At 40.8% G+C, this 17,196-nt stretch carries 15 protein-coding genes and 1 tRNA gene; 10 read left to right on the top strand and 6 right to left on the bottom strand.

Annotation, left to right across the window (positions count from 1 at the left end; all coding sequences use genetic code 11):
* Nucleotides 1-23 precede the first annotated feature (23 nt).
* Nucleotides 24-1,184: a dTDP-4-amino-4,6-dideoxygalactose transaminase gene (rffA, locus tag HUW48_RS01620; RefSeq protein WP_246343647.1), complete on the bottom strand. Its 1,161-nt coding sequence runs from the start codon at nucleotides 1,182-1,184 to the stop codon at nucleotides 24-26.
* Between the two features lie 204 nt (nucleotides 1,185-1,388).
* Here rffA and HUW48_RS01615 point away from each other — a divergent pair, with 204 nt between their 5' ends.
* From HUW48_RS01615 to rplS, 6 genes are all read left to right on the top strand, one after another.
* Nucleotides 1,389-2,315: a glycosyltransferase family 2 protein gene (locus tag HUW48_RS01615; RefSeq protein ID WP_182414012.1), complete on the top strand. Its 927-nt coding sequence runs from the start codon at nucleotides 1,389-1,391 to the stop codon at nucleotides 2,313-2,315.
* Entirely contained in the window at nucleotides 2,315-3,043 is a 729-nt protein-coding gene (locus tag HUW48_RS01610; RefSeq protein ID WP_182414011.1) for a GNAT family N-acetyltransferase, read from the top strand. Before HUW48_RS01615 ends, HUW48_RS01610 begins: the two co-directional genes overlap by 1 nt.
* 120 nt (nucleotides 3,044-3,163) lie before the next feature.
* Entirely contained in the window at nucleotides 3,164-3,697 is a 534-nt protein-coding gene (locus tag HUW48_RS01605) for a 30S ribosomal protein S16 (RefSeq protein ID WP_182414010.1), read from the top strand.
* A 12-nt stretch (nucleotides 3,698-3,709) separates the two neighbouring features.
* Nucleotides 3,710-4,279, top strand: a complete 570-nt coding sequence (rimM, locus tag HUW48_RS01600; protein ID WP_182414009.1) for a ribosome maturation factor RimM — start codon at nucleotides 3,710-3,712, stop codon at nucleotides 4,277-4,279.
* Entirely contained in the window at nucleotides 4,269-4,943 is a 675-nt protein-coding gene (trmD, locus tag HUW48_RS01595) for a tRNA (guanosine(37)-N1)-methyltransferase TrmD (RefSeq protein ID WP_182414008.1), read from the top strand. Before rimM ends, trmD begins: the two co-directional genes overlap by 11 nt.
* A 225-nt stretch (nucleotides 4,944-5,168) precedes the next feature.
* Nucleotides 5,169-5,534, top strand: a complete 366-nt coding sequence (gene rplS, locus HUW48_RS01590; RefSeq protein ID WP_115373092.1) for a 50S ribosomal protein L19 — start codon at nucleotides 5,169-5,171, stop codon at nucleotides 5,532-5,534.
* 726 nt (nucleotides 5,535-6,260) lie between these two features.
* On the opposite strand, the gene atpC is transcribed toward rplS, so the two are convergent.
* Both atpC and atpD read right to left on the bottom strand, forming a co-directional pair.
* On the bottom strand, nucleotides 6,261-6,506 hold the full coding sequence (gene atpC, locus HUW48_RS01585) for an ATP synthase F1 subunit epsilon (protein WP_182414007.1): 246 nt from the start codon (nucleotides 6,504-6,506) through the stop codon (nucleotides 6,261-6,263).
* Nucleotides 6,507-6,596: 90 nt separating this feature from the next.
* Nucleotides 6,597-8,102: a F0F1 ATP synthase subunit beta gene (atpD, locus tag HUW48_RS01580; RefSeq protein WP_182414006.1), complete on the bottom strand. Its 1,506-nt coding sequence runs from the start codon at nucleotides 8,100-8,102 to the stop codon at nucleotides 6,597-6,599.
* Between the two features lie 446 nt (nucleotides 8,103-8,548).
* Here atpD and purL point away from each other — a divergent pair, with 446 nt between their 5' ends.
* From purL to HUW48_RS01560, 4 genes are all read left to right on the top strand, one after another.
* Complete coding sequence (gene purL, locus HUW48_RS01575; protein WP_182414005.1) at nucleotides 8,549-10,774, top strand: phosphoribosylformylglycinamidine synthase subunit PurL; 2,226 nt, start codon at nucleotides 8,549-8,551, stop codon at nucleotides 10,772-10,774.
* Nucleotides 10,775-10,857: 83 nt separating this feature from the next.
* Nucleotides 10,858-10,930 (top strand) — tRNA-Gln (locus tag HUW48_RS01570).
* 174 nt (nucleotides 10,931-11,104) lie between these two features.
* Nucleotides 11,105-12,031 carry a ribose-phosphate pyrophosphokinase gene (locus tag HUW48_RS01565; protein ID WP_182414004.1) on the top strand — a complete coding sequence of 309 codons (927 nt, stop codon included), beginning with the start codon at nucleotides 11,105-11,107 and terminating at the stop codon, nucleotides 12,029-12,031.
* Between the two features lie 165 nt (nucleotides 12,032-12,196).
* On the top strand, nucleotides 12,197-12,766 hold the full coding sequence (locus HUW48_RS01560) for a 50S ribosomal protein L25/general stress protein Ctc (RefSeq protein WP_182414003.1): 570 nt from the start codon (nucleotides 12,197-12,199) through the stop codon (nucleotides 12,764-12,766).
* 191 nt (nucleotides 12,767-12,957) lie between these two features.
* Here the strand turns inward: HUW48_RS01560 and HUW48_RS01555 are convergent, their stop codons facing one another.
* From HUW48_RS01555 to HUW48_RS01545, 3 genes are all read right to left on the bottom strand, one after another.
* A complete protein-coding gene (locus HUW48_RS01555) occupies nucleotides 12,958-13,620 on the bottom strand; it encodes an OmpA family protein (RefSeq protein ID WP_246343645.1) in 663 nt (220 codons plus the stop codon).
* Nucleotides 13,621-13,810: 190 nt separating this feature from the next.
* The gene (locus HUW48_RS01550; RefSeq protein ID WP_182414002.1) at nucleotides 13,811-15,538 is read right to left on the bottom strand and encodes a hypothetical protein; all 1,728 of its coding nucleotides are present in this window, start codon (nucleotides 15,536-15,538) and stop codon (nucleotides 13,811-13,813) included.
* A gap of 168 nt (nucleotides 15,539-15,706) precedes the next feature.
* Nucleotides 15,707-17,062 (bottom strand): hypothetical protein, encoded by a 1,356-nt coding sequence (locus tag HUW48_RS01545; RefSeq protein ID WP_182414001.1) that lies wholly within the window; start codon nucleotides 17,060-17,062, stop codon nucleotides 15,707-15,709.
* Nucleotides 17,063-17,196 lie beyond the last annotated feature (134 nt).

Genomic DNA, 17,196 nt, shown 5'->3' with positions numbered 1-17,196 from the left:
CATTTTTCTAAAGAATTGAGATCTTACGCTAAAAATTGCTTAATCTGAAAACAGATAAATTGAATTTCTTCGTCGCGCAAATCATAATAAAAAGGTAACCGTAAAAGAGTATCAGTGTATCGGTCGGCGCATGAAAGTTCCCGGCCATCGTGCTTCTGATGGTAAAAAGGGCTTTTATGCAAAGCTAAATAATGAAAAACAGCCAGTACTCCTTTTTGCTCCAGATAATGAATTATATCTGTTCTCTGAGCTAAATTTTGACATAGCACGTAATAACCAAAACCATTGTTAGTAGCCGACGCAGGAATTACAGGTAATTGCAACTTATTTTGCTGGCCAAGTTCCTTTAAAGAATCATGATAGGTGGTCCAGATAGCTTTCCGGCGAGTTTGAATTACTTCCAAATTTTCCAGCTGGGCCCACAAGAAAGCAGCCATAATCTCTGAAGGCAGAAAAGAAGATCCCACATCTACCCATTCGTATTTATCAATTTCATCACGGAAAAAGGCTGCCCGGTTAGTACCTTTCTCCCAAATAATTTCGGCCCGCTGAATAAACTGACTATCATTGATAACCAGCATTCCGCCTTCACCCGCAATAATATTTTTTGTTTCGTGAAAACTAAAAGCAGCCAAATGCCCCAAACTACCTAAAGGTTTTTCTAAACCATTGGGCTCCTTATAAAAACTATCTAATGCATGCGCCGCATCTTCTACTACAAACAAATTATGCTTTTTAGCAATGCTCATGATTTGCTGCATATCACAAGCTATACCTGCGTAATGAACCGGTACAATAACTTTGGTACGCGGCGTAATCAAACTTTCCAGTTTAGTAACATCCAGGTTAGGATGCTGAGGGCTGCTATCGGCAAACACAATTTTAGCTCCGCGCAACACAAAAGCATTAGCAGTAGAAACAAAAGTGTAAGCTGGCACAATAACTTCGTCGCCGGGTTGAATATTTAGGAGCAGAGCTGCCATTTCTAAGGCATCCGTACCAGAAGAAGTTAGCAGCGTTTTCTTAAAGCCGTAACGCTTTTCAAAAAATTTCTGGCACTGTTGCGTAAACATTCCATTGCCGGATATTTTACCTGATGCTACTGCTTGTTGTATGTATTCTGTTTCTTTACCCGTTAAAAAAGGCTTATTAAATGGAACAATATACTTTTGGTTTTGCTGCACAAGAACAGATTGGTTTAATGAAGGAGGCTATTAATAATAAAATAGCACATAAACGTTATCGTTATTCAATTAGTAAAATAGCCCGTACGTATATAATAAATACTTCCTGAAGCATTGAAAAACATTTTAATAAAAACCAGTAACTACTTCTTCCATTTTTCCTATACTTAATTTTAACTAATTTTGGTAAAACAAGTTTTGTGCATGTCAGAACCCAATACTCCCTTTATTTCTGTTGTAAGCCCGGTTTACGGGGCAGCAGAATTAGTAGATTTATTGGTAGCCAATATTAGTCAGGTTCTCCGGACTTTAACCTCTTCTTATGAAATTATTTTAGTAGATGATGGCAGCCCGGATGCTGGCTGGAGTAAAATTGAACAAAATGCAAAACGTTGGCCGCAGGTAAAAGGTATTAAATTGAGCCGGAATTTTGGTCAGCATCGGGCTATTAGCGCCGGTTTAAAATTTAGTACCGGGCAATGGGTGGTAGTACTAGACTGCGACCTACAGGACAATCCACTCGAAATTCCCCAAATGCTTTTAAAAGCCCGAGAAGGTTATAAAATTGTGTTAGCCCAACGTAACAACAAGAAGCATTCTCGGCTGAAAATTTTTTTTTCGCAAGTTTTTAATCGGGTATTAACTTTTCTAACCAACCTGCCATTTGATAGCCGCATTGGTAACTTCGGTCTATACCATCGCGATGTAATTACTGCTATTTGTCAGAAAAACGATCGAGCTTATTACTTTCCAATGATGGTTCAAAAGGTTGGTTTCCGTAGCGCTATTCTGGAGATTGAACATCAAAAACGTCCTGCCGGAGAAAGCTCTTACAGTTTCGGGAAAAATATAAAATTGGCAGCCTCAGTTTTATTTTTCAACGGCTATAACCCGCTGCAAATAGATATTTCAGTTATGCTTCTTACCGGAATTTTACTTGTTTTAGTAAATCTTTATGCCCAAAATCATTTCCCAATTGCTACAACCTACACATGGGGTATCTTTTTACTTGGCTCAGTTTTTTTTCTGAGCATAATTGGTTTCAACTTATTTAAAACATTCGGAAACAAAAGAAATAAACCATGCTATCAGATTGAGAAGAAAGTAAATTTTAAAGCTGTCATTATTTAATGGTGGAAAACCTTTACGAGCATTTACCTTGGGATACTTTCACTTTTGGTTATAAAGTCGCTCGTATTACCTCCTCCAGTATGAGCCCGGCTCATTTAGAAAAGCTGCTCTTAAACTTAAAACAACAGGGCTTTCGCCTCGTTTATTGGTCAGTAGATCCAGATAATACTTTATTAAATATTGTTGCCGAACAAGCTGGGGGTTGGTTAGCAGATGAAAAAGTAACCTACACTACTCAGCTTTCGACTAATCATTTAGTAATTAATAACACAAACGCCGCTATTCAATCTTACTCCAATGCAGTACTACCCACCGATTTGCAGCAATTAGCCTTACAAAGCGGCGTCTATTCCCGATTTAATCTAGATCCTAATTTTAAAAATCAGGAGTTTGAGAAGTTATATACCGCTTGGCTTCAAAATTCAATTAATAATAAAGTAGCCCGCGAGGTTGTAGTGTATCGGCTGGAGGACGTAATTATTGGCTTTATTACTTTAAGCGAAAAAAATAAAACAGGTCAAATCGGCTTGTTTGCGGTAGAGGAACAAAATCGCCGGCAGGGTATTGGAACACAATTACTGGAAATTGCTTTGCATAAATTCTACTCCTATGGATGCCAACAAGTACTCGTATCTACACAAAGACGTAACCAGGCGGCTTGCCGGTTTTACGAGAAAAGTGGTTTTATTCTTAAAAACCGGGAGAACGTGTATCACTTCTGGTTATAATTAAGGCAAAAAGCTTCAATAATTACACACTCTTTCCACTTTCATAAAAATATTCCTTATCTTTGCAAACTCAAAAAAGCCGGACGGGTTCCGGCGCTTAACAAACGTTAGTTTTATAATATGCCTGTTAAAATCAGACTGGCCCGCAGAGGCCGCAAAAAAGCTGCAATGTACGATATTGTTGTAGCAGACTCAAGAGCACCACGTGATGGTAAATTTATTGAGAAGTTAGGTACTTACAACCCCAATACGAACCCAGCATCGATTAATTTCGATCAGGATAAGGCTTTTAAGTGGGTAATGGATGGTGCACAACCTACAGATACGGTAAAAGCAATGTTATCGTATACAGGAATACTGTTCAAAAAGCATTTACAAATTGGTGTTGCCAAAGGCGCTATAACTCAAGAACAAGCTGATTCTAAATTCCAAACCTGGAAAGACGAGAAAGAAGCGAAAATCCAAGGTAAACGCGATACTTTGAGCCAGAAGAAATCAGATGCTGCTAAAACTGCTTTAGAGAACGAGCGTAAAATTAACGAAGCTCGGGCTGAAGCTCTTCGCAAACGGGCTGCCGATGCTGCAAAAGCAGCAGAACCAGCTGCCCCGGCTGAAGATGCAACTGAAGCTCCTGCGGCAGAAGAACAAGCTTAATTATTTTTTACCATGAACATTGATGCCTGTTACCAATTAGGTTACATCCTCCGGACGCATGGTATCAAAGGACAGGTAATTGCATTTTTTGATGTAGATTACCCGGAAGATTACGAAGAATTGGAATCAGTTTTCCTGCTTATCAACGGAAAACTGGTTCCTTTTTTTATTCAGTCCATTGACCCGCAAGCCAAAGGCCGTTTTTTACTTAAATTTGAAGATACGGATACTATAGAGCAAGCCGAAAGATTAAAAGGCGTATCGTTGTATCTCCCACTCAACTCTTTACCGGAACTCGACGAAGATCAGTTTTACTACCATGATTTAATTGGCTATACCATAGTGGATGAAACCTTAGGGGAACTCGGTGTTATTAAAGAATTATTTGAGTTACCGCATCAGGATTTACTAGCCATGGACTACAAAGGTGTGGAAGTATTAATTCCCATGCAGGAAGATTTAATAATTCGGGCAGATAAAACAGAACAAAAGTTATACATGAACCTGCCCGAAGGTTTAGTAGACGTGTACACTCAACCTGGTAATCCATCCGAGGAAGAACGCGACGAAGATGCGATTTGATATTATAAGTTGCCAGCCCGATTTACTGGAAAGCCCGTTCAATCACTCTATTTTAAAACGTGCTCAGCAAAAGGGTTTAGTTGAAGTGCATGTGCATGATTTACGCCAATTTGCCATTAATAAACACGGCCAGATTGATGATTATGCATTTGGCGGAGGAGCCGGCATGGTTATGATGATTGAACCCATTGCAAAGTGCTTAGATCAACTAAAAGCCCAGCGCTCCTACGATGCCGTTATCTACATGACTCCTGATGGAGTAACGCTGAACCAGAATACGGTAAATAGATTTTCCTTGCTGCAAAACGTTATCATTTTATGTGGCCATTACAAAGGCGTGGATGAACGAGTGCGTGAGCACTTTGTAACGCACGAAATTAGTATTGGAGACTATGTACTTTCGGGTGGTGAGTTGGGAGCGGCGGTTTTAACAGATGCCATCATTCGGATTTTGCCCGGCGTTTTAAACGATGAATCTTCTGCTTTAACTGATTCTTTTCAGGATGGTTTACTTGCCCCTCCGGTTTATACTCGTCCGGCTGATTATAATGGGTGGGCTGTACCAAGTATTTTACTATCAGGAGATACGCCTAAAATTGACCAATGGCGCTTTGAGCAAGCCGTTGCCCGTACTCAACAACGTCGTCCAGATTTACTAAATTAGGCAATTAGCTATAGTTTCAGTTCTTCAGAAACGAAAAGTAAAAGTGGGCATCAATAGTACTTTCTAATTGATAATTATTTAATCCTTATACCTTTTATTTGTAGTTTGTTAGCTGTTGATTACTGATTATCAATTAAAAAATACATCATAACTGTTTTTATCTGAAAATTTCTCTATCTTTGCAGTCCGAATTTTGAAGATACGATATAATCCATTATAAGAGCCATGAGCCAATTATTAGACCTCATTCAACAAGAATACAACGAAAAGCGGGCAGGTATTCCTGATTTCGCGGCTGGTGATACCATTAATATCCACGTAAAAATCCGGGAAGGTAACAAAGAGCGGATTCAGCAGTTTCAAGGAGTAGTTATTCAGCGTAAAAACCCAAATTCAAACGGCGAAACTTTTACAGTGCGTAAGGTATCTAACCAAATTGGTTTGGAGCGTATTTTCCCATTATTATCCCCTAACATCGAAAAGATTGAAGTTATTCGTCGGGGTAAAGTAAGAAGAGCCCGTTTATATTATCTGCGTGGTCTTTCTGGTAAAGCTTCCAGAATCAAAGAGCGTCGTTTTAAAACTGCTTAATTAAGACTTTTTTATCTTCAGATTAGATAAGTACTTAAATTGTTATATAAACAAAAAAGCTCTGGTTCTTAAGAACCAGAGCTTTTTTGTTTTAAAATCTGTTTAAACCAGGATTGAAGACTAATCTTTACTACTTTTATAAGTTATACCTTATTGCCCTCATTACCTCTTATAAGAATAAGCAACCCCGACAAGTTCTCAAAACAAGGTTGCCTTCCAGCTAGATTCCGGCTAATGCCATCATCAATGCCCTTCTCTTGTTCGTTCTCCTGCAAAGATTTAATTAGTTCGCAGCGCCTGCTAGAGCAGTGTCAAAAAATAGTTTCTTGGTTGAAGTAGGGATTAACTCGAATTAGTTTTTATAAGTTTCTCTTTTCTGCTGGTTAGCTTCTTCCAAAATGGATTAAAAGTTTTCCTCCTCCCTAATTTAGGTTTCAGACAATCTTGTTTATAAAACCTGCTGGATATATCTCCTCTTAAGTAGGCAAGTATGTTCAGGCGAGTGAGAATAACTTTTAAGTTTAAGTATTTGATGATACATTAATTTATATAATCCATCTTAGTTAAATAAACCGGCTAATTTTTACTTTGTTGGTATAAGTATAGTCCCGATATATTTAAAACAAGCATTTCATTTAAACTCTAACTAATTTTATAGTGCTATAAAATAAAGAACCTCATCCTTTTGGAATGAGGTTCTTTATTTTACTTGTGCTTGGGTCTTATTTATGCAGAAATGGATTCGGCTAGCACTATAATTTTATTATTTAGCACCTCTACCACTCCACCATCCACCTGAAAGAATTGTTGACCAGTAGGTGTAGTAATCCGAATCTCACCGTTCTCCAAGGTGCTAATAATAGGTGCGTGGTTATTTAACACTTCAAATGAACCCTGGGTACCCGGAAACTTCGCCCCCGCTACTTCGCCTTCAAATACTTTTTTATCAGGAGTAATAATCTCTAAATACATTTTTTCAAGTTATGCGTTTAAAGTTAAAAGTTTAAAGTTATCCCGAGTTTTCACTCATAACCTTAAACTTTTAACTCTTAACTAAATTAATTATTTTGCTTCGGCTATTAAGCGCTCACCTTTAGCTACAGCGTCTTCAATAGAACCTACCAGGTTGAACGCTACTTCTGGCAAATGGTCGTATTTACCATCCATAATTTCGTTAAAGCCCCGGATAGTATCTTTAATGTCTACCAGTACTCCTTTTAAGCCGGTAAACTGTTCTGCCACGTGGAAAGGCTGCGATAAGAAACGCTGTACCCGACGGGCTCTGTGTACTACTAATTTATCTTCGTCAGATAATTCGTCCATACCCAGAATAGCAATAATATCCTGAAGTTCTTTGTAACGCTGTAAAATTTCTTTCACCCGCTGAGCCGTATTATAATGCTCATCACCTAAAGTTTGTGCGTTCAAAATGCGAGAAGTTGAATCCAGTGGATCCACCGCCGGGTAAATACCTAACTCAGCAATTTTACGGGAAAGTACCGTTGTAGCATCTAAGTGAGCAAATGTTGTAGCAGGGGCCGGGTCAGTTAAGTCATCAGCAGGTACGTAAACGGCCTGTACAGAAGTAATAGAACCCCGTTTGGTAGAAGTAATACGTTCCTGCATCGCTCCCATTTCGGTAGCTAATGTAGGCTGATAACCTACCGCCGAAGGCATACGGCCTAAAAGAGCCGATACTTCTGAACCTGCTTGAGTAAAGCGGAAAATATTATCAATAAAGAAAAGAATATCTCGACCTTGACCGGTACCATCGCCATCGCGGAAGCTTTCGGCTACAGTTAAACCAGATAAAGCAACGCGGGCACGGGCTCCTGGTGGTTCGTTCATCTGCCCAAACACTAAGGTAGCTTTTGAATCTTTTAAGGCTTCGGCATCTACTTTAGATAAGTCCCATCCGCCTTCTTCCATGGAATGTTTAAATTCTTCGCCGTATTTAATTACATCCGATTCTAAGAATTCGCGTAGTAAGTCGTTTCCTTCGCGGGTACGTTCTCCTACTCCGGCAAACACTGATAAACCACCATACGCTTTCGCAATGTTGTTTACCAGTTCCATAATTAATACCGTTTTACCTACTCCAGCTCCTCCAAAAAGGCCAATCTTACCACCTTTTACATAAGGTTCAAGCAAGTCAATTACTTTAATACCGGTATATAATACTTCCGAAGAAGTAGCTAAATCTTCAAAGCGTGGAGCACTCCGGTGAATCGATAATCCACCTGTACTTTTTGGTTGAGCAATACCATCAATAGCTTCCCCTACTACGTTAAAAAGACGACCTCTTACATCGTCACCAGTAGGCATTTTAATCGGAGAACCCATATCCACTACTTCAGCTCCACGGGTAAGTCCCTCGGTAGAGTCCATCGCAATTGTACGGATCCGGTCTTCGCCCAAATGCTGCTGACATTCGAGAACAATTTTCTGGCCGTTGGCTTTTGTTACCTCCAGCGCGTCCAATATATTTGGTAATTTAGAGTTTTCACCCGAAAAGCTAACGTCCACTACCGGACCGATAACCTGGGTAATTCTGCCAATATTCGCCATTTGTATAAATTAAGATAGATAGAATCAGGTTGAACTGGTTTCAGGGTGCAAAACTAACGCTTATTTCTCTTAATTCAAATTACTCTATTTGAAAAGTTTTGCCGATAAAATCCTTATACTATAGACTTTACTTTCTTTCTGCAGCTCGGCTTACTACTTACAATCCATTTCAATTCATTCGCTTTTTAACTCTTAATCTGGTTTATAAATATAATTACCTGTATTTAATCTGTGTCCTAAAAAAGAAATTTTAAGTTCACAAGCATTCCATTTAAAGTTTACGGCTTCCTTTTCATTATTCTGCTTGCATAAAAACAGCATTACTCATTTACAAATCGAGCAACTAAATAATACTTATATTTTGGTTTACCAGCGAATTTATCTCGTTTAATTGAAGTCTATGAAAGAGAAATCCCTAATTTTGCGGCAAATTAAAACCAGTACCCGTGGAACAACAACTCCCAACCGTAGAAACTGCTAAAAAGCTGGGTTTGCTACCTGAAGAATTCCAAAAAATTCAAGATATTCTGGGCCGTGTCCCCAACTTCACCGAACTAAGTGTTTTTTCGGTAATGTGGTCGGAACACTGCTCTTATAAAAATTCGATTGTTTGGCTAAAAACTTTGCCCAAAGATTCGCCGCACATGCTAGCAAAAGCGGGCGAAGAAAACGCCGGCTTGGTGGATATCGGAGGCGGCTTAGCCTGTTCCTTTAAAATAGAATCGCATAATCACCCTTCGGCCATTGAACCTTACCAAGGTGCTGCTACCGGAGTTGGGGGTATTAACCGGGATATTTTTACGATGGGTGCCCGGCCTATTGCCCAACTCAACTCTTTGCGCTTCGGTAATTTGGCTAGTGATAAAACCAAACGACTGCTGCGTGGTGTAGTAAAAGGTATTGGCGATTATGGTAACGCTTTCGGTATACCAACTGTGGGTGGCGAATTATTTTTTGATGATTGCTACAACGTGAATCCATTGGTTAACGCTTTTTCGGCGGGAATTGTGGAAGTAGGACAAACAGCTTCGGCTACAGCGCACGGAGTAGGTAATCCGGTATTTATTATTGGTTCTGCTACGGGCAAAGATGGTATTCACGGGGCAACTTTTGCCTCAGAAGATATTAGTGAAGCCTCCGCCGATAAATTGCCTTCGGTACAAGTTGGTGACCCTTTTCAGGAAAAATTACTACTGGAAGCTACCTTAGAAGTGCTGCAAACTGGTAAAGTAGTGGGCATGCAGGACATGGGAGCAGCAGGTATTACATGTTCTACTTCCGAAATGAGCGCCAAAGGCGAAAGCGGCATGGATGTATGGCTCGATAAAGTACCCACGCGCCAAGCCAATATGCAACCTTTCGAGATTTTACTTTCCGAAAGCCAGGAGCGCATGCTGGTAGTAATGGAAAAAGGAGCCGAAGACTTAATTTATCAGATTTGTGATAAATGGGATTTATACTGCGCCCAGATTGCCGTAGTAACGGATACCAAACGTTTACGCTATTATTTGCACGACGAGCTGGTAGCCGACGTACCTGCGGAAGATTTAGTATTAGGCGGTGGAGCACCCGTATATCATCGCGAATACCGTGAGCCTGCTTACTTCCAAGAGACTTTAAAATTTAAGATTGACCAGGTAACTGAACCCACTTCTCCGGCCGAATTAAAGCAAATAGCCGAATATTTAGTACAACACCCCAATATTTGTTCCCGGCGCTGGGTATCGCAGCAATACGACTCTATGGTAGGAACTGCTACCATGACTACTAATTCCCCTAGCGATGCCGCCATTGTAAAAGTAAAAGGTTCTGATAAAGCCATTGCTATTACCGTTGACTGCAACAGCCGCTACGTAAATGCCAACCCCGAGGAAGGTTGCGCTATTGCGGTTGCTGAAGCTGCCCGGAACATTGTGTGTTCTGGTGGCGAACCTTTAGCCATTACTAACTGCCTAAACTTTGGTAATCCTTACGTACCAGAAGTATATTGGCAATTTGTAGGTGCCATTAAAGGCATGAAAAAAGCTTGTGAAAAATTTAGTACTCCCGTTACAGGTGGTAATGTAAGTTTTTACAATCAATCCTCCGACGAAGGTCCGGTATTCCCCACTCCTACTATTGGCATGTTAGGCTTAGTAGAACAAAAAGAGAACACAACTACACTCGCTTTCCAAGCAGCCGACGATTTAATTTATTTAGTTGGTGAATCGAAAAACGATATCAACTCATCCGAGTACTTGTATTCTTATCTTAATGTAAAATTATCGCCTGCCCCTGCCTTTGATTTAGACGAAGAATTTAAGGTACAAGTAGCCGTAAAAACGATTATCCAGCAGCAATTAATAGCTTCTGCGCACGACGTATCGGATGGTGGCTTATACATTACCTTGGTGGAGGCAGCCATGCCAAATAATTTGGGCTTTGATATTAAAACAAACCCTGACTTCCGGAAGGATGCGTTTTTATTCGGCGAAAGCCAGAGCCGTGTGGTAGTATCCGTAAAGCCAGGTAAACAATCTGAATTGGAAGCTGTACTAGCAGAGCAAAACGTGCCTTTTGAACTACTCGGAACCGTACAGACGGATGGTGGCCGTATCGACGGAGAAGATTTCTTTAAAACCGAAGAAGTTAAAAACTTGTATGATACAGCTTTAGAAAAAATCATGCAGTAGGTTTTAAAAATTTTAGACAGAAATTTTGAATCTAAAATCTTCGCCGTATATTTGTGCTCCCAAACAATAATAGGGCGGGAAATTGTCCGATGGTGTAACTGGCAACACGTCTGATTTTGGTTCAGAAGAGTCCAGGTTCGAAACCTGGTCGGACAACGAAAAAAGAAATTAACAATGTGCCACTTTGGTTTATCCGAATGAAGCGCATTGTTAATTTTGTTAATAGGCGGGTTGTAATTAAAATAAAAATAGTGTGTGCACGATTGCAGTTTATGCAGTACTTTTGCCGCTCTTAATATAAGTTTTAATTTCAATCCTTAGTTTTCTAAAATGGCGCAGGTCAAAATCTTTTCGGGTTCGCAATCGGTCCAACTGGCCGAAAAAATTGCTGCTGCCTATGGCACCACGCTGGGAGATATCAGCTTACAGAAATTCAGCGATGGTGAAATTTCCGCTAGTTTTAACGAATCAGTGCGCGGTTGTCACGTTTTCCTGATTCAGTCTACTTTTCCTCCATCCGATAACTTAATGGAGTTGATGCTGATGGCAGATGCGGCCAAACGGGCTTCGGCTACCCAGGTAGCCGTGGTAGTACCCTATTACGGTTATGCCCGTCAGGATCGGAAAGACAAACCCCGGGTTGCTATTGGGGCTAAAGTGGTAGCTGATGCTATTCAGGCAGCTGGAGCCGACCGCCTCATGACCTGCGATTTACATGCCGGCCAGATTCAAGGTTTTTTCGATATTCCCGTAGATCACCTGGATGGTTCGGCCATTTTTGTTCCTTACATTAAAAGCTTACAACTCGAAAACTTAACCTTTGCTTCGCCGGATGTAGGAGGCTTAGTTCGAGCTCGCACTTTTGCGAAACGCTTTGGCGCGGAGTTAGTAGTTTGCGATAAACACCGGGCACGGGCCAACGAAGTAGCCAGTATGCAAGTAATCGGAAACGTAGAAGGCATGGACGTGGTTTTAGTAGACGACATGGTAGATACAGCTGGTACCATTACTTTAGCGGCTAATTTATTAAAAGAAAAAGGAGCGAAAAGCGTGCGGGCAATTGCTACTCACGCTGTTTTATCCGGACCAGCTTACGAACGCATCGAAAATTCGGTATTAGAAGAATTAGTAGTTTCGAACACGATTCCACTACGCCAGGAGTCTTCTAAAATAAAGGTTTTATCTTTTGCCGATTTATTTGCCCGGGCAATTAGTAACGTAGTTACCCACGAATCTATTAGTTCGCTGTTTTTGTAGTTGGTTGCAAGTTGAAAGATTAGAAAGTTTGAAAGCTAAATTTGATAACTTACTAAAAATTAAATAAAATCTATAGTCTATTGCCTGTGGATTATGGACTAAAAATAAACATGGATTGTCGACCATGAGTTTTCGGCTAAATACAAACAATTAAATTTATTATTAATGAAAACTTTAGAGATTATAGGGTTTAAAAGAGCAAATCTCGGTAAAAAAGAATCAAAAGATCTGCGTGCCGAAGCAAATGTACCATGTGTATTATACGGTGGCTCAGAGCAAGTAGCTTTTTACTCTCCTGCTATTCTTTTCCGCGATTTAGTTTACTCCCCAGATGTTCACATTGTAGATTTAAACATTGAAGGCACTCACTACAAAGCTATCATGCAAGACTTACAGTTTCATCCGGTAAACGAGATGTTGCTGCACGTAGACTTTTTAGAATTAAAAGAGGATAAAGAAGTTAAGATTGAAGTTCCGGTTCGTTTTGTAGGCGTTTCTCCAGGTGTTCTTTCCGGTGGTAAATTAGTTGCTAAATTACGTAAACTTAAAATTAAAGCTTTACCAGCTAACCTTCCGGATAGCATTGATGTGGATATCTCCGATTTAGAGTTAGGTCGTTCGGTAAAAGTTGGTAAAATTAAAGCCGAAGGTTACACTATTTTATCAAACCCTGCTTCACCGGTAGCTACTGTTACTATACCGCGGGCGCTAAAACAACAGCAAAACGAAAAGTAATTTTTAGTAGTAATTATTTTTTAAATCCCATTTGCACCAGCAAATGGGATTTTTTATTTATGCCCCAGTTCTACCTGTATTCGCTCGCTAAGAATATTTTAAATAATCATTAATCCAGATTTACTAATTAAACTCTTCAACACCGCAAATCTATATATGTAGGTCGATTTTGGCCTTTTTCTACCCAGGTATTATTTCTTAGTGGCAGTTACCACCCGTTGCTCAATCTTTCCGATTTTGGGGATAACCTGAATTAAAAACCGTTTGTTATCGTACTCGCGTTTGTTTTTATACCGGCCGGTACCGTAAAAACCACTTCCCGCAATAATTACTTCAAACCGTTTTTCATCAAAATTAATGTTGCGGCTCTGCCACAAATTTAATAGTGCTAAAGCGCGGTTGTAGCTCAGCTGGTAACCGTAATCGCGTTGCCGGATATGAAAGGAAGGATCGTAAGGATCGCGGGCGGCCATGCCTTCAATAATTACCAGGTACTTTACGCCTTGGTCTTGCTTAATATCGTCGATGATCTTTTTTAACGTAAGGCCCGCCGCGTATAAATCTTTTTTGTCGGCTTCTTTAATTACCCAGCTATTCGGGTCAAATTTGGTTTGTACTTTTAATTCGTGGCGTTTATTTACCGGGTCAAATTTAAAATATTTTCCTTCCAGACCTTTTAAGGCCACTTCAATTTCCCGGATTTTATTCAGTTGCTCTACCTGCACCAGCAACTCGCTTTCTTTATCTTTAAATAATTTATAGCTGAGCACAAACAATACGAGCATGACAATGAACAAACTCGTCATTAAGTCCACGTAACTCGGCCAGAAAAAGTCTTCTTTATTGGTGTTCAAGAATGGTTGAAAAGTTAAAAGGTTTGAAGGTTTTAAAGTTGAACAATTATCTCACTTCTTAAAGTAAGTCAAATATTAGACGGAGAAATATATGAATCAAAGTTCTGCTTTATTTACTAAATCATCTATAAAGAAGTACTTATTGGAATACAAGCTTGTGTCTAATATTCTGATACTTATGTGTGTTTTATTATTTAAACATTCTGTCCATCATTTTTTTGAGCATGCCGGGCTGGGTTACTTTATCCAGGTTTTGGTTCATGTGTTCGAGTTGCCGGAGTAAGCGGGTCTGGGTTTCGGCGTCGCGATCCATTTTCTGGAGTAAGGTGCGCTGGGTCTGGCTTATTTCCTGGTGCATGGCTTCCTGCTGGGTATTTAATCGCTTAAAAGGCTCCAGGTACTGTACTACCCGCTCGTAAATATTATCACGATTTAAGGTTTCAAAATGACTGGACCAGCGTTCGTAGGCATTTTGGGCATCTTTCTCCAGGTATTGCATGCGGGCGTCCATCAACTCGGTTAAACGTCCAGCAGCCTGGTCGAAGTACTGTTCTATTTTGGCCGAAATATCGTTCATTTCTTTTTCGTGGGTACCAAAAAAGTCGAGTTGCTTTTGAATTAAATTATCGTGCTGACCAATGTATTGCCCCACGTTATTAATACCGCGCTCAAAACCCGTTAAGCGATCCAGGATGCTTCGCACCGCCGTCGCAGAGCCAACCCCCGCTTCTAAGGACTGGTTTAAGGCTTGCTGGTAACCCAAAAATTTCTGAAACTCTTCGGTACTTTGTGTTACTTTATCAAATACCTGCAAGCTGGCTTTGGCCATTTGATCGTAGCCAATTTCTTCGAGTTTTTTTAAAAAATCTTTCTGCACCTCAATATTAGCCGTTATACCCGCAATAATAGGTTTAAAGTCGGCTACTTTATCCAGGAACTCCCGGTTAAAAGCATCTAACACGGCTTTTAAACTGCTTAAGCTACCCGCCATATCGGAATGTAAACGCGGCAACAGTTGAGCCTGCAAAAAAGTGTAATAATCGTTTTGATAACGATCTCGCGTGAAGCGCGCATTTTTAAATAAAGTATTTCCCCAGAGAGTAAGCAATAAACCCACAAACGAACCCACCATTGCTATTACCACGCCAGTAATAAAAGTTTGAATAGCCTCGTTGGTTACGCCGCCGCCCAGAATAATACCCGACAAACCAAAAATTACTCCCAAAAAAGTACCCAGCAAACCCACGTAAAGCGGCGTGGCTACGGTAGAATTAATCTCTTTTTCCAGAACTTCGGATTGCCGCTCCGAAATATCTTTTAAAATATTAAAATCAGCAGCGGCTCCTTTGTTATTGCGCAGATAGTTATTGGTATCGTTCACAATTTCCAGGAACTCCGGCGAAGGATTCTCCGCCGCAATTAAATCCAACTCAATTTCGGCAACCGGCGGATTGGTGGTGGTTGGAATAGCGGCTACTTCAGCTTCTAAATCAGACTTAAGGCCAATTAGCTCTACCTCTTTATTGCTGGCCAGGTTCACCAAGCGGATGTAAGGAATAAAATACGTTTCCGAGTTGGAGGCAAATCCATCGTAAACGGTGCGGCGAATTTCAACCTGATCGCCCCGATTATTTAAATTAACCACCCGGTGAATTTCGGAGGGTTTATGCAGGTACAAGAATTTTTTGCCTTGCTCCAGTAATTGCAGCTTTTCGGCCTGCGCCGCCGACAAGTTATTCCGGACTTCCTGTACACTATTACCGAAGCCATTCAGGTATTCTTTCGTAATTTTTAAACGCTGTTTGTTGGGGTAAAGCGCAGCAAACCGGTTTATCTTTTGCCTGTTCTGCCAAAACACGTAGCCTTGCAAACAAACAATCCCGATAATGATAACGGCTTCTAAAAATATTTCGAACATAAAAAAGCGGCGGTATAAAAAGCAATTAACCGACGCTCGGGCCGGTTAACTTAGTAACAGTTATTTTTAGTAATTCTAATTTTAAGATTTACGAATTCCCCGAGTTTAAAAGCACGTGGCAACCAGAAGTTTCAGAATCAAACTGATCATTTTTAAAATTTTTAAATTTTACTCAAAGTGAACATTGGCTTTCCGGTCGATTTTCCAGAAACCGTTTACCTGGCTAAGCACTCCGGGTTCGTCGTTTACAATGCGGGTGGCATTGGTATTATTCATCTGGTAAGTGCAGGCATCTTTCAAAGATAAATAGGCGCTTTCGATGGCGCTGCGGTGTACGCTGGTGTTGGTAACAATCCGGAACATGGCCCGGTTAGGGTCTTTGCGGCTGATGCGGATTTCGTAAATGCTATCGTGCTGCGGGGTGTCGTATAAATCTTGCTCATGAAAGCCACCATTCACCGGAATGCGCGCAAACTTGCTTTGCGGTTTATCGGCCGCAGGTGCCGGCGCAGCCGCTACCAAATTAGGCGGGGTAAGCAGTTCTTCTTCGCTTGGTGAATCCTCGACTACAGAAGGTGCGGTATTGCTAGGAACTGGTGGTGGTGTTACCGGAGCCTGCGCTGCCGCTGCAATTTTAATTGGTCGTTGCGCTCCGGGGGTTCCACCTGCAGTATTCGTAGTAGTCTGCCAAGTTTCCCGCTCTTTCGCGATAGCCCGGCTTATTAAATTTTCTACCGCCGACATGGTAATTTTACCGCTGGTATCGGCTCCGGTGCGACCCGGTAAATTTACCATTTGCGCTAAATTATCAATATCAATCCGGCGCTGATCGATGCGTTTACTTTGTTTTTTAATTTCTTTGTTGAGCAAATAGATTAAAACTAAATTTATTAAACCCAGGGCAAGAGCAAGTATAGTCATAGAATTATTTCCGGTTGAGGTAGTTGAATCTTCACGTTTGGCAAGAGAGGATAATTTTTCTTCGGCAGTAACATCGGTATCAGTGCCATCGGGGTCGGTAAACGACTCGTTGGCATGCGCACTATCCGGGTTTAGGGCGTCTGCTTCCTGCACAATAGGTGCTCCCGTGGCAGCAGGCACCCCATAGTCGGCAGCAATTTGCTGCAATTGTTTGTTCAGATCGTCTAATTTACGCCGGCGATTAATGTCGTTCATGCGCTGGTCGTTGGTGCGCAAACGGGCGTAAATGCTTTTCACCAAGGTTTTTAACTGATCTTTGGCCGCTTTAGGTTGCTTGTAAAAACCGCCATCTTCAATGGGTTTGTAAAGCTTTGAATAAATCGACGAAGTACCATCTTCTTTTTTAATCAAAGCCACAAACTCCGCCATACTGGAAACATTATTAAACTGACCCGCATTTGGTAAGTTGGCATCCCGGTATACAAAATCAGCTGTTTCGGTCCAGATGTCTAGTTTTGCCTGCTCCATTTCCGACTGGGCCCAGCCTGGTGGCGCTATCCCTAGAAATACCCCAATAATTAAAATTACAAGCTTCTTCTTCATTGTACTCTCTATAAATCTTTTGCAAAGATAGCGCATAAAGGTTTTCGCATTCTGGTTATCCTTAAAAAGAACTGCGCCCTTTGGCACCCTGCTGGTAAGTGGCAAATTTTAAAAATTTAAAAAATTACTACTTA

Origin of the sequence: Adhaeribacter radiodurans (genome assembly GCF_014075995.1) — a bacterium.
Classification (GTDB): Bacteria; Bacteroidota; Bacteroidia; order Cytophagales; family Hymenobacteraceae; genus Adhaeribacter; species Adhaeribacter radiodurans.
This window is presented reverse-complemented; position numbering and strand designations above follow the sequence as displayed.

Excerpts from the sequence above, each read along its gene's own strand:
- HUW48_RS01615 (WP_182414012.1), top strand. The coding sequence starts at position 1,389 with ATGTCAGAACCCAATACTCCCTTTATTTCTGTTGTAAGCCCGGTTTAC.
- HUW48_RS01610 (WP_182414011.1), top strand. The coding sequence starts at position 2,315 with ATGGTGGAAAACCTTTACGAGCATTTACCTTGGGATACTTTCACTTTT.
- HUW48_RS01605 (WP_182414010.1), top strand. The coding sequence starts at position 3,164 with ATGCCTGTTAAAATCAGACTGGCCCGCAGAGGCCGCAAAAAAGCTGCA.
- rimM (WP_182414009.1), top strand. The coding sequence starts at position 3,710 with ATGAACATTGATGCCTGTTACCAATTAGGTTACATCCTCCGGACGCAT.
- trmD (WP_182414008.1), top strand. The coding sequence starts at position 4,269 with ATGCGATTTGATATTATAAGTTGCCAGCCCGATTTACTGGAAAGCCCG.
- rplS (WP_115373092.1), top strand. The coding sequence starts at position 5,169 with ATGAGCCAATTATTAGACCTCATTCAACAAGAATACAACGAAAAGCGG.
- atpC (WP_182414007.1), bottom strand. The coding sequence starts at position 6,506 with ATGTATTTAGAGATTATTACTCCTGATAAAAAAGTATTTGAAGGCGAA.
- atpD (WP_182414006.1), bottom strand. The coding sequence starts at position 8,102 with ATGGCGAATATTGGCAGAATTACCCAGGTTATCGGTCCGGTAGTGGAC.
- HUW48_RS01565 (WP_182414004.1), top strand. The coding sequence starts at position 11,105 with ATGGCGCAGGTCAAAATCTTTTCGGGTTCGCAATCGGTCCAACTGGCC.
- HUW48_RS01560 (WP_182414003.1), top strand. The coding sequence starts at position 12,197 with ATGAAAACTTTAGAGATTATAGGGTTTAAAAGAGCAAATCTCGGTAAA.
- HUW48_RS01550 (WP_182414002.1), bottom strand. The coding sequence starts at position 15,538 with ATGTTCGAAATATTTTTAGAAGCCGTTATCATTATCGGGATTGTTTGT.
- HUW48_RS01545 (WP_182414001.1), bottom strand. The coding sequence starts at position 17,062 with ATGAAGAAGAAGCTTGTAATTTTAATTATTGGGGTATTTCTAGGGATA.